The organism is Rhodococcus sp. CX (genome assembly GCF_015865005.1).
In the GTDB taxonomy this organism is placed as follows: domain Bacteria; phylum Actinomycetota; class Actinomycetes; order Mycobacteriales; family Mycobacteriaceae; genus Rhodococcus.
Window position 1 is genome coordinate 1 of the sequence record NZ_JADZGH010000201.1, and the last position, 12,520, is coordinate 12,520.

The following is a 12,520-nucleotide window of genomic DNA, read 5'->3' on the forward strand; positions in this document are numbered from 1 at the left end:
ACGGTCCCGGTGAGTGCCAGCGCCACGAGCACCGACACGAACGTGATCGGGATGCGCAGATGCTCCGGCGGCAGCACCACCACCAGTAGCGGCACGAGCGCGCCGACGATGAACGACACCGCCGACGACAGCGCCGCCACCCAGGGATTCGCCAGCTCGTCCGGGTGGATGCCCAATTCGACCTCCGCGTGCGCGGCCAGCGCGTTGCGTTCGGTCAGTTCCTTCGCCGCCGCGCGCGCGGTGTCCGGTTCGAGGCCCTTGGCCTGCAGCAGCCCGGTCAGCTCCTCGAGTTCCGCCTCCGGCATCTGCTCGAGCTCTCGTCGTTCGAGGCGCAGCAGGGCCCGCTCGGTGTCGCGTTGCGCACTGACCGAGACGTATTCGCCGAGCGCCATCGATACGGCACCCGCCGACAGACCCGCGAAACCCGCGGTGAGGATCGCCGACACCTCGGTGGTCGCGGCCGCGACGCCCACGACGAGACCGGCCGTGGAGACGATACCGTCGTTGGCCCCCATGACACCCGCGCGCAGCCAGTTCAGCTTCGCCGCGGTACCGGTTCCGTGAGGTTCGCGGATGGGGCGGTGAGTGGATTCACGAGTCGACACTTCGTCAGGCTAGAACCATGCGACACAACGCGGTAGCAATGCGAGGCTGTCCTCACCTCGCGTCACCAGGGGCCCGGACCGACCATACGCTCGAGGCGTTCGGTGTCGGGCAGCGTGCCGTCGGTCGTGTCGATCACCTGCGCGGACGGCCACTCCTCGCGGCGATGCAGCTGCTCGTCGAGAACCGCCGGTGTCGCATCGGAAGCGTCACCGCCCTGCTCACGTCGGGAAATGATGCGGCGCAACAGAACTGCCGGGTCTGCGCAGCATTCGATCTCGATCACGTCGGCGCTCGCCTCGTCCGCGAGCCGCCGTGCTTCGCCGCGCCGCGACTCGACGAGCCAGGTCGCGTCGAGCACCACGGACGTGCCGAGCGACAGCGCGATCCGCGCGCGGCGCAGCATTTCGGCGTATGTCGCGTCGGTGTGTTCGCGCGTGTACAACCCGGAATCGACGTCGGTGGTCGCGTCGGTGGCCGGATCGAGACCCGCGAGTTCCTTGCGGATCACATCGCTGCGCAGCACCACCGCGTCGAGATGCGTCCCGATCAGCCGCGACACGGTGGTCTTGCCGGTCGCGGACAGGCCGCCGACGAGAACGAGCCGGACCCGGGCACGGTCGAGATTGCGGGCCACCTGGTCGAGCAGCCCGAGCGACACCTCCCGGGACGCCGCGTCTCCCTGATCGTGACGCAGCGCGGTGACCTTGGCCCGCACCAGCGCCCGGTAGGCGATGTAGTGGTGCATCAGCGAGGCGGGGCACGCGTCCCCGGAGAACTCCGCGTACGCGCTCAGCAGCCGGTGTGCGGCCTCGCGAGCGCCGAGCCGTTCGAGGTCCATCGCGAGGAACGCGATGTCGAGTGCACCGTCGCCGTAACGCAGTTCGTCGTCGAATTCGAGGCAGTCGATGATCCGCGGACCGTCGTCGAGGCAGAAGATGTCGTCGGCGAGCATGTCCCCGTGCCCGTCCACGGCACGGCCGTCGGCGATGCGCGCCGCGAACAGCGGCGCCCGCCCCTCCAGGTAACGGTTCGCGGACGTACGGATCCGCGCGAGCAGCCCGGCGGCGTCGATCCCGACCGGAAGCCGCTCGAGATGGTCGAGGCTCTGGCGCCACAGGTCCGTCAGGAAATCCACGCTCGCGCACCGGTCGATGGCCGGATCCCGCGGCGACGCGGCATGCAGCCCGGCGACCTGCCGGGCCACCTGTTCGACGACCGTGTCGATGTTCTCCCCGCGGGCGACGAGCGCGGCCAGCCGACGCTCGTCCGGCAGTCTCCGCATCTCGACGAGATGCTCGCAGACCTGCCCGTCGGGGCCGTGGACGTCGGCGACCCCCAGATACACGTCGGGCGCCAGCCGCCGGTTCAGATCGACCTCGCGGTGGCACACGCTCTCGCGCGCCGCGCGGGTGCGGTTGTCGAGGAAACCGAGGTCGAGCGGCTTCTTCATCTTGTGCACCCGATCACCGACGAAGAACACCACCGACGTGTGGGTCTCCCGGATCTGCGCGTACGGGCCGGTCTCGGACACCGTCTTCCCTCCGTTCCCGACGGGCCACCTCCGCTGTGGAAGCGCGTCGTGATCAACCTTGCCTCAGCGTGCACCCGTTCGCCCGGCGACGCCAGAGCAGCGGCTCCGTCGTGTCGTTGTACCGAGCAGAGCCCTGTTCACGCGGTAGTTTGCTGTGTGGGGCGGTACCGCAGACGGGGAGGCATGAGCGTGAACGAGCAGCGCGGCTCGGGGACATCGGGTGCGGGGGCATCAGAAACATCGAGCGGACCGACCGTGGTGGTCGCCGCGGCCACCACGTCGATCGAACGGGATCTGATCACCCGCTGGATACGTTCGGGTGGTCTTCCCGCCGAATACTCGGCGGACCCCACCCCCGCGGTTGTCGACCTCGACTCCCGGATCCTGACCACCGAACTGGTGCCGCGCACCGACGATCCGCTCATCGTGCCGGTGAAGGTGGTGTGGTTGCCTTCCGCCCGCGACGGTGCCCGCCGGGTGCGGTTCTCCGACATTCTGGCGCTGACCAATCCACGCAACCCGAACCGATTGATCCAGCAGTGGCTCGTCGGCCGGTCCCCGGACCGGCACCGCATCGTCGTGGCCGAACCGGCACGGCTGAGCGACCTGCGTTCGTCGCTGCACGCGGACGTCGGTGATCCGGCACCGGACTCGCTGGCCCGATACATCGTCCGGCGCGCGGTGGTCGCGCTCGAACGCGCCGAGCGGGCCGTCATCGGCGACCGCTACAAGGTGCCGCGGCTCGTGGCCGAGCAGATCATGGATTCCAGGTCGTTCCGCCGCAGGCTCGACGCGATCGCCGACGAGCACAACCTCCCCCGGGAGGAGGTCGACACGCGCGCCCGTGCCGTCCTCGGCGAACTCGTCGCCGTGCAGTCCCGCCTGGTCACGGACCTGTTCACGCAGGCGATGCGCCCCCTGCACTCGTCGGCGTGGAGTGTGCGGGCGGACGAGTCGGGACTGAGGGCACTGCGTGAACTCAACCGGCGGCGGCCGCTGGTGTTCCTGCCGTCGCACCGCTCGTACGCCGATGCGTTCGTGCTCGGGGACATCCTCGCCAACAACGAGTTCCCCCGGAATCACCTCATGGGCGGGGCGAATCTGACGTTCTGGCCCATCGGCCCGATCGCGCGTCGCACCGGCACCGTGTTCATCCGCCGCAGCTTCGGTGACGACGCCGTCTACAAGGCGGCACTCGAGGAGTACTTCGCGTATCTGCTGACGAAACGCTTCAACCTGGAGTGGTACTTCGAGGGCGGACGCACCCGCACGGGCAAACTGCGTGCGCCCAGGTACGGGCTCCTCAACTACGTGGCCAACGCGATCCGGACCGGCCGCGTCGAGGACGCGGCGCTGGTGCCGGTGTCGATCACCTACGAGGGACTCGCCGAGGTGGCCGCCGTCGCCGCCGAGCAGACCGGTGCGACGAAGAAGCCGGAGGGCCTGACCTGGCTGGCCCGGTACGCACGCAGCCAGCGGCGCAGCGCCGGCAACGTGTACGTCCGGTTCGGGGCGCCCCTGTCGATGCGCGAACTCCTGACCTCCGGGGGCGACCCCGCGCTGTCCGAGCCCGCCCGGGACGAGACCGAGCATCTGGATCGGACCCGGAAGGCACTGCAGAAGGTCGCGTTCGAGGTCGCGGTCGGCATCAACTGTGCCACCCCGATCACGGTGAACTGCCTGGTGACCTTCGCGCTGCTGGGGGTGCGCGACCGCGCGCTCACGCTCGAAGAGGTGCGGGCGGTGATCGCCCCGGTACGCCGGTACATCGAGGCCCGTGACGTGCCGCAGGGTGAACTGTCCGTCCTGGACGTCGAGGGCGGGCTCGCGAGGGTGCTCGACTCGCTCACCGACGCGGGGGTGGTCACCACCTATGCCGGCGGCGAGGAACCGATCTATTCGATCCAGCCCGGCCAGCACCTGGTCGCCGCGTTCTACCGCAACAGCGGCGTGCACTGGTTCGTCAACCGATCGATCCTCGAGCTGGCAATCCTCTACGCGCACCAGCATCCGGGTGAGAACCCCGTCACGTCCGCCTGGGAAGAAGCGAAGAAGCTGCGCGATCTGCTCAAGTTCGAGTTCTTCTTCCCGGATCGCGACACCTTCGAAGCCCAGATGCGCGACGAACTGGCGCTGCTGGTCGCCGACTGGAGCGACGAGCTGCCCGGATCCCCGCAGGACGCGCTCAACGCGCTCATCGAGACCGGGTTCTTCATGGTGCACCGCACGCTGCGGTCGTTCTTCGACGCCCAGCTCGTGGTCGCCGAACGGCTGGTGCCGCGCGACCCGACGCTGAAGCTGGACCGCAAGGCGTTCCTCGACGAGTGCGTGGCGGTGGGTACCCAGATGCTGCTCCAGGGCCGGTTGTACGGACCGGAATCGGTATCGTCGGAGTTGTTCGCGACCGCGCTGCAACTGGCGGGAAATCGTGGTCTGCTCGAGATCGGCGGCGAGGAGATCCGCGAGCGGCGCCGCGCGTTCGCCGAGGATCTTCTCGCGGTCGGTGAGCGAGTCCAGCTCGCGGAGTCCCTCGACGTGTCGAACAGGAAGGCGGATCGGTGAACATCGAGCAGGCACTGGATCGGGTCCGATCGGGGCCGCAGGGACCGCAGGTCGCAGCGCTCTTCGATTTCGACGGCACCATCGTGCACGGATTCTCGGGACTGCACTTCTTCCGGGACCGGTTGCTCGCCGGGAAGGTCAGCGCCGCGGAACTGGCCGGGACGATGCTCAACGGATTGCGTGGAACCGACAGCGAAGCCGATTTCGAACGGTTCGTGGCGATCGCGTTCAAGGCGTGGGGCGGGCATACCGAGGACGAGCTGTACGAGATCGGGCGGCGGCTGTTCGCGTCGACGATCGCCGGACACATCTATCCCGAAGCGTGGCAACTGATCCGGGCACACCAGGAGGCAGGGCACACGGTCGTGATCGCTTCGTCGGCGTCCCGCTACCAGATCCAGGCGTCGGCGGACGCGCTCGGTGTCGAGCACATTCTGTTCACGCCGCTCGAGGTCAAGGACGGGGTACTGACCGGCAAGGTCGACGGAAAGTCACTGTGGCGCAGCGGGAAAGCGGCCGCCGCGATCGCATTCGCGGAGGAACACGACATCGACCGCGCCGCGAGCTACACCTACTCGAACGGCGGCGAGGACGTCGATTTCCTTGCCACGATGGGCAATCCGACTCCCACGAACCCGGACAGCACCCTCACGAAGATCGCACTCGAACGTGAGTGGCCGATCCTGCAGTTCCGGCCGCGCGGCACACCCGGCGTCAAGGAACTGGTCCGTACCGCTGCGGCCTACGGCGGCCTGTTCGGATCGGTGTGGACCGGCATCGGGCTCGGCCTCGTGAACCGAAGCAAGAAGGTCGCACTGGATTCGATGTTCGGGATCGGCTCGGACGTCTCCCTCGCGCTGGCCGGCATCGACGTACGCGTGCACGGCGAGTCCAACGCGTTTGCACAGCGTCCGGCGGTGTTCATCTTCAACCACCAGAGCCAGCTCGACCCGGTGATCCTCGCGAAGGTCCTGCGGCACGACTTCACCGGCGTCACCAAGAAGGAGATGGCGAACGACCCCCTGTTCGGGCCGCTGCTGCGTTTCGTCGGTGCGACGTTCGTCGACCGCCAGAACACCGATCAGGCGAAGGCCGCCCTCGGCCCGGTCGTGGACACTCTGCGCGGCGGCACGTCCGTCGTCATCGCCCCCGAGGGCACCCGCTCGCTGACTCCCGAGATCGGGCGTTTCAAGAAGGGCGCATTCCACATCGCGATGCAGGCCGGCGTACCGATCGTGCCGGTGGTGATCCGCAACGCCGGTGAAATTCTGTGGAAGCACTCCACGTTGCTGCGATCCGGAACCGTCGACGTCGCGGTCCTCGAACCGATCGACGTCAGCGACTGGAAGCCGGAGAACCTCGACGAACACATCCGGGCCGTCGAGGACCTCTACCGCGACACCCTCGCCCACTGGCCGACAGACGCATGACGAGCATGAGTGAAACCGAGTCCGGCGAGCCTCACGACAACGACGGGGACCGCGACGACCGGAACAGCAGCGACAACGGCAGCGGGCTGGACGACAGCAGCGGCCGGGACGGCGCCGGGCGCGGCAGCGACGGTGCCACCGCGGACAGCGACAACGGCACCGACACCGACTCCGAGAACGGCAACGGCCTGAGACCGGCTCACAAGCGATACCTGAAGTGGATCGTCGGGGTCGTGCTCGTCGTCGTTCTGACGGTCGAGGTGGTGCTGATCTGGCCGGAACTGTCGACCAGCGTCAAGTCCCTCGGCGACCTGCACTGGCAGTGGGTCGTGGCCGCGATCGGGGCGTCGCTTCTCGAGATGTCGAGCTTCGCGCGGGTGCAGCGCACCCTGCTGTCCGCTGCCGCTGTCACCGTCACGCAGCGGCAGTCGCTGTCGGTGTCCTACGCCGCGAACTCGATGAGCGTCACCCTTCCCGGTGGTCCGGTCATCGGCACGACCTTCACGTATCGGCAGATGCGCAAGTGGGGCGCGAGCCCGGTGGTCGCGACCTGGCAGCTGGTGATGGCGGGCCTGCTGCAGGCCGCGGGCCTCGCGTTGCTGGGTCTCGTCGGCGCACTGCTCGTCGGTGCGACCACCAACCCGTTCTCCCTGATCTTCTCGATCGGCGGGTTCGCAGCATTCGTCGTGCTCGTGCAGTACGCGGCGAGCAATCCCGGATCGCTCGAATCGATCGGCATCATCGCGCTGCGCGGCTTCAACCGGCTGCGCAAGAAGCCGGAACACACGTGGGTGCGGGCCTGGAAACGGATCGTCGACCAGCTGGGCGCCGTCCAGCTGGACCGCCCGCACACGTTGCGTGCGTTCTCGTGGTCGATCCTCAACTGGTTGTGCGACGGCGCGTGCCTGGCGTTCGCGGCGTACGCGATCGGCGGCACCCCCAGCCTGGCGGGTATTGCGGTGGCCTACGCGGCCGGAACCGCGGCGAGCCGCGCGATCCCGCTGCTGCCCGCCGGGCTCGGGGTCATGGACGCGGTGCTCGTCCCGGCACTGACCGCGAGCGGCATGACCGGCGCGCAGGCCCTCTCGGCCGTCGTGGTGTACCGGCTGATCAGCTTCCTGATGATCGCGGTCATCGGATGGATCGTGTTCGCCCTGCGCTATCGAGGTGCACCGGCGGACGAGGAGCCCGGCCCCGATCTGGGCACCTTGTGGAAGGACGACTGAGCGACGGTCAGGGAAGGTGCATGAGCTGCCCCGCCAGTCCGAACAGCCGGTTGGCGAGCCTGATGACCGGGATTCCGAGTGGCAGCAGGAGGATCGTCACGCACAGGATTGCCCCGAGCAACCACACCACCGCCGCGAGCACTCCTACGACCGTGCCGAGCACGGCGGTCAGGAGTCCCACCACTACGCCGAGCAAACCCTTCAAAGCTCCCATGACCCACTCCAGGTGAAGAATCCCCTGGTTTCAGTGTCCTCTCCGCGGTCCTCTCCACGATGATCGTTGCCGTTCCGATTCGGGCACACACGACATTTCGTTTGGATAACACAGTCGCGCGGCGGGTTCGCCTTCCCGCGTCCGGTGTGGTCTGCTGTCTCCAGTACCCTCAACTATCACTTGAGACTTTAGAGTTTGGGGGTGCGGACGACCACCGTCCCGACACGCACAGGAGCAGTTCATGACACGCAGGACCACCCGTCACCGGATGCGTCTGACGAGTGCGGCCGCCGCCGTCACAGCCGCCGTCGCGCTCGCCCTTCCGACCGTTGCGTCTGCGGACCCCGTCGCCCCTGCCGCCGAGCCGGCACCCGTCGTGACCCCCTTGCCCGCGGTGCTCGACGCGCTGCACAGCACAGCGGGTGCGGACCCCACCGCGGTCGCCGCGGCGGAAGCCATCGCCGGTGCACGCGGCGGCGTCACCGATGTCGCCGACGCGAACCCCGTCTCCGCCTACCAGGACGCCATCGAGTTCCTGCGCAAACTCGGCATCGAGCCGTTCCTGTATCCGACCGGCGCACCGTTCTGCAACGAAGACAGCGGCCTGCCGCTCGGCATCGCCCCCGCCGTCGCGGGCGCAGTCCCCGGACCGTGGCCGGACCTGGCTCCGATCCCGCTGCTGAAGGATCTGAAGATCAACGCCGTCGACGCCGGACAGACGCTGTTCGCGTTCGTCCCGGCCGGGATGGAACGCGACGGCGAGAACACGACCGGCATGCAGGTGGCGTGGTTCAACGTCAGCACCTTCAAGGGCGGCTTCGTCCCGATGGGCACGATCGGGGAGGCCGCGGCTGCAGCGGTCCCGGACTCCGTTCCGGACCAGTTCAAGTCGCTCGCTGCCGGTGCCATCGCGCAGTTCTTCTCGAGCGCCGTCCCACTCGGTGGGGCCCGCGTCGCGCCGGTCGACACCGGTTCCGGCACGGTCCTCGCGGCCGTGTTCGGCACGGTCACCAACGGCGAGACGTCGTGCTTCTTCCTGCCGACCGTCGGCATCGTCGAGGTCCCGGCAGCAGCCGAATAGCACCGGGGCGCAACACCACTCACCCCATACAGCACCCGACCCGGTCCCACCCTCCGTGGGGCCGGGTCAGCTCGCTTTCTGCAACCGCTCCAGCCGGGAGAACACCAGCCCGACCGCGGTGTCCATGTGCGCGATCATCTGCTCCGCCGTCTGCCGTCCCGCAGCCCAGCTCACCAGACTCGACATCCACACATCGGTGATGATGCGGACCGCGTTCTCCAGTTCCTCGGTGATCGTCTCGATCCCCGCCGCGCGCGCGTACATGCCGGTGATGACCTTGCCGAGCCGGTCCAGCTCGGCCGCCGACGAGGAATCGGCGAACATCGAAGCCCGCACCAGCGCGTCGTACAGCCGGGGTTCGCGCTCGAGTTGCGCCAGCGCGCCGTGCAGCACCCACATGACCCGTTCCCGCGGTGACGAACCGGGGGTGTGCTCGACGTCGAACTGCTCGGCGAACTGCTCGAACATCTGCAGGGTGGCCACCACCAGCAGGTGGTTCTTCGAGGGGAAGTAGCGGTAGACGGTGCCGAGCGCGACTCCCGAGCGTTCCGCGACGGCGCGCATCTGCACCGCGTCGTACCCGCCCTCGGTGGCGAGTTCCTTCGCCGAGGCGATGATGCGGTCGTACCGGGCACGCTGCGCCGGCCTGAGTCCGGAACCCGGCGGCCCGTCCGCCCTCGTCGGCTGTGCTCGGCCCGTCGTCGGCTCCTTCGGCATCACGTCACCTTCCGTGTGGTCTACCGAACCAGCGTAGTGGAGCGGTTTCCGCGGCCTTCCGCACTCGACGACACTGCCTCGAGGCCCCGGGCCGGGCAGCGCACGTCCCACTGAGAGGGAACCCGGAGTGCGCACCCGCCGCCCACCGACCAGGGTGAATGCCGCGGTCGGACACAAAATCAGACACCTGTCCATAAAGTCCTTCCCCGGAAAGGTAGAACGCGTTACATTTCTTGCAGTCACCGGAAGAGAGAGGGAGCACCGTGCGCCACGGCATCACCCTGTTCACCAGCGATCGCGGCATCCGCCCCGACTCCGCCGCGAAAGCCGCCGAGGCCCACGGCTTCGACAGCTTCTACGTGCCCGAACACACCCACATCCCGATCAACCGGGAATCGGCGCATCCCGGAACCGGCGACGCGACCCTTCCCGACGACCGCTACATGCGCACCCTCGACCCGTGGGTGACGCTCGGCCTCGCCGCCGCGGTCACCTCGACCATCCGGCTCGGCACGTCGGTCGCGCTGCCGCTCGAGCACGATCCGATCACCCTGGCCAAGACGATCGCGACCCTCGATCACCTCTCCGGCGGCCGCGTCGCCCTCGGTGTCGGATTCGGTTGGAACGCCGAGGAACTCGCCGATCACGGGGTCGACCCCAAGAAGCGCCGGACCGCGTTGCGCGAGTACCTCGAGGCGATGGCAGCGTTGTGGACCCAGGAGGAAGCCGAATACCACGGCAAATTCGTCGAATTCGGCCCGAGCTGGGCGTGGCCCAAGCCGGTCCGGCAGCCGCGGCCGCCGATCCTCCTCGGCGCCGGCCCGACCGACCGCAACTTCGAGTGGATCGTCCGCTCCGCCGACGGCTGGATCACCACGCCGCGCGACCGCAACATCGACGAGCACGTCCTGCGCCTGCAGAAGATGTGGACCGAGGCCGGACGCGAAGGCAGCCCCGAGGTTCTCGCCCTGGCGGGCCGGCCCGACCTCGACGAACTGCGCGTGTGGCGCGAGGTCGGTGTCACCGAAGTGGTCTTCGGTCTGCCCGACCGCACCGAGGACGAGGTCCTCGCGTACATCGAACGCCTCGCGACCCAGATCGCGGAATACTGAGACCGCACGACCAGAACGGATCACCAATGACCTCTACTCCCCTGCACCCCCTGCGCGCCGAGGAGATCTCCGCCTGGGATTTCGAGGCCGACGTCGTCATCGCCGGCAACGGGATCGCCGGTGTCTGCGCGTCCATCGAGGCCGCGCGCGCCGGCGCCGATGTCCTGGTCCTCGAACGCACCGGCGGCTGGGGCGGAGCGGCCTCGCTGTCGGGCGGCATCCTGTACCTCGGCGGCGGCACCCCGTTGCAGAAGGCGCTGGGGTTCGAGGACACCCCCGAGAACATGAAGGCCTTCATGGCGGCGGCACTCGGCCCCGGTACCGACGACGCAAAGCTCACCGAATACTGCGAGGGCAGCGTCGACCACTACAACTGGCTGGTCGAGAACGGCGTCGTGTTCAAGGAGAGCTTCTGGGGTGAACCTGGCTGGGAGATCCCCGGCGACGACGGGCTGATGTACTCCGGTGGCGAGAACGCGGCGCCGTTCAACGAGATCGCGACGCCGGCGCCACGCGGACACGTGCCGCAGATGAGCAACAAGCGCACCGGCGAGCAGGGCGGCGGCTACATGATCATGAAGCCGCTCACCGAGACCGCCGAAAAGCTCGGTGTCAAAGCCGAATACGACGTGCGCGTGCAGCGCCTCATCGTCGACGACACCGGGCGCGTCGTCGGTATCTCGGCCAAGCGGTACGGCAAGGACCTGCACGTGCGGGCGCGTCGCGGCGTCGTCCTGGCGACGGGCAGTTTCGCCTACAACAAGGAGATGGTCGAGGCGTACGCGCCGCGGCTGATCGGCCGGCCCGGCGCCGCGGTCGAGGAGCACGACGGCCGCGGTATCCGCATGGCACAGGCCCTCGGCGCCGACGTCGCGCACATGGACGCCACCGAGGTCGCGTTCTTCGGCGACCCGCAGCTCCTGGCGCGCGGCATCCTCGTCAACGCCCGCGGGCAGCGGTACGTCCCGGAGGACACCTACCCGGGCCGGATCGGGCAGCTCACCCTCTTCGAGAACGGTAATCAGTCCTTCCTCGTCATCGACGAGGCGGCCTACGAAGAAGGTTGCGCCACACAGAGTTCCACGGCGTACTTCCGGTACCCGCCGAAGTGGGTGGCCGAGACGGTCGAGGAACTCGAAGCGGAGATGGGTCTGCCCGCCGGAACCCTGCAGGCCACCGTCGAGGTGTACAACCGGCATGCCGCGAACGGGGAGGATCCGGTCCTCGGCAAGAAGAGCGAGTGGGTCAAGCCCATCGGCACCCCGGTCGCCGCGCTGGACCTGCGCAACTTCACGGCCGGGTTCACGCTCGGGGGCCTGCGCACCACCGTCGACTCGGAGGTGCTGCACGTCTCCGGTGAGCCGATCCCCGGTCTGTTCGCGGCCGGTCGCTGCACGTCCGGTGTGTGTGCCGGCGGGTATGCCAGCGGAACCTCCTTGGGCGACGGCAGCTTCTTCGGCCGCCGCGCCGGCATCTCCGCCGCCAAGGGCTGACGCACCCCGCACCTGCGGACAACGGGTGCCTCTCTGCCGCTCGACGACACTCGGGCGACAGCGAGGCACCCGTCACCGGTCAGAAGACGGCGCCGAGGTCGCGGCGGACGATGTCGTCGGCGCCGAACTCGGCGAGCGCGGCGATCGTCATGGACGGATTGCAGGCTCCGGTCGAGCCGGGAATCTTCGCTCCGTCCACGACATAGAGACCGCGCTGGCCGTGCACGCGGCCGGCTTCGTCGCACACCGCATCGAACGTGGCGCCGCCGAGCGGGTGGAACGTGTTGACGTCCAACGCGTTCACGTCGAGCAGGATCGCGGCCGGGCCGGCGACCTGCCGGATCCGCGCCTCGATCGCACGGGTCAGTTCACGGTCGTAGGCCTGGTCCCAGGTGAGCACCGCGTCGTCGCGCGAGGCGTCGTAGTGCCAGCGGCCGAGGCCCTTCACCGTGCCGAAGCCGATCACCGAGGTGGTGCCCAGATCGACCGGGAACGGCACCGGGCCGGTCACGATCGTCAACGCGCCCGCCGGGTTGTCGAAGTCCCGG

Annotated in this window: 11 protein-coding genes; 6 read left to right on the plus strand and 5 right to left on the minus strand. The window is 68.6% G+C overall.

Annotated features, from left to right (window positions below; all coding sequences use genetic code 11):
• Both I0Q12_RS21540 and I0Q12_RS21545 read right to left on the minus strand, forming a co-directional pair.
• The coding region (locus I0Q12_RS21540) for a VIT family protein (protein WP_374068756.1) at positions 1-605 on the minus strand (605 nt) is incomplete at its 3' end.
• Positions 606-667: 62 nt separating this feature from the next.
• On the minus strand, positions 668-2,137 hold the full coding sequence (locus tag I0Q12_RS21545; RefSeq protein ID WP_248673566.1) for a bifunctional aminoglycoside phosphotransferase/ATP-binding protein: 1,470 nt from the start codon (positions 2,135-2,137) through the stop codon (positions 668-670).
• 183 nt (positions 2,138-2,320) lie between these two features.
• Between I0Q12_RS21545 and I0Q12_RS21550 the strand changes: the two genes are divergently transcribed.
• From I0Q12_RS21550 to I0Q12_RS21560, 3 genes are all read left to right on the plus strand, one after another.
• Positions 2,321-4,699: a glycerol-3-phosphate 1-O-acyltransferase gene (locus I0Q12_RS21550; RefSeq protein WP_197254539.1), complete on the plus strand. Its 2,379-nt coding sequence runs from the start codon at positions 2,321-2,323 to the stop codon at positions 4,697-4,699.
• Positions 4,696-6,129, plus strand: coding sequence for an HAD-IB family hydrolase (locus tag I0Q12_RS21555; protein WP_197254540.1), 1,434 nt, complete (start codon positions 4,696-4,698; stop codon positions 6,127-6,129). Before I0Q12_RS21550 ends, I0Q12_RS21555 begins: the two co-directional genes overlap by 4 nt.
• A gap of 221 nt (positions 6,130-6,350) precedes the next feature.
• On the plus strand, positions 6,351-7,355 hold the full coding sequence (locus I0Q12_RS21560) for a YbhN family protein (protein ID WP_374068758.1): 1,005 nt from the start codon (positions 6,351-6,353) through the stop codon (positions 7,353-7,355).
• A gap of 7 nt (positions 7,356-7,362) precedes the next feature.
• Here I0Q12_RS21560 and I0Q12_RS21565 read toward each other — a convergent pair whose 3' ends face one another.
• Positions 7,363-7,569, minus strand: a complete 207-nt coding sequence (locus tag I0Q12_RS21565) for a hypothetical protein (protein ID WP_197254543.1) — start codon at positions 7,567-7,569, stop codon at positions 7,363-7,365.
• A gap of 241 nt (positions 7,570-7,810) precedes the next feature.
• Between I0Q12_RS21565 and I0Q12_RS21570 the strand changes: the two genes are divergently transcribed.
• Entirely contained in the window at positions 7,811-8,650 is an 840-nt protein-coding gene (locus I0Q12_RS21570; RefSeq protein ID WP_197254545.1) for a hypothetical protein, read from the plus strand.
• Positions 8,651-8,716: 66 nt separating this feature from the next.
• Here I0Q12_RS21570 and I0Q12_RS21575 read toward each other — a convergent pair whose 3' ends face one another.
• Entirely contained in the window at positions 8,717-9,367 is a 651-nt protein-coding gene (locus tag I0Q12_RS21575) for a TetR family transcriptional regulator (protein ID WP_197254547.1), read from the minus strand.
• A 263-nt stretch (positions 9,368-9,630) separates the two neighbouring features.
• On the opposite strand from I0Q12_RS21575, the gene I0Q12_RS21580 reads away from it, so the two are divergent.
• Together I0Q12_RS21580 and I0Q12_RS21585 are read left to right on the plus strand one after the other, a co-directional pair.
• Positions 9,631-10,479: an LLM class F420-dependent oxidoreductase gene (locus I0Q12_RS21580; RefSeq protein ID WP_197254548.1), complete on the plus strand. Its 849-nt coding sequence runs from the start codon at positions 9,631-9,633 to the stop codon at positions 10,477-10,479.
• Between the two features lie 26 nt (positions 10,480-10,505).
• Complete coding sequence (locus tag I0Q12_RS21585; RefSeq protein ID WP_197254550.1) at positions 10,506-11,972, plus strand: FAD-dependent oxidoreductase; 1,467 nt, start codon at positions 10,506-10,508, stop codon at positions 11,970-11,972.
• Between the two features lie 79 nt (positions 11,973-12,051).
• Here I0Q12_RS21585 and I0Q12_RS33465 read toward each other — a convergent pair.
• Positions 12,052-12,520, minus strand: a 469-nt coding sequence (locus tag I0Q12_RS33465) for a GMC oxidoreductase (protein WP_231611172.1), incomplete at its 5' end; no start/stop codon positions are given.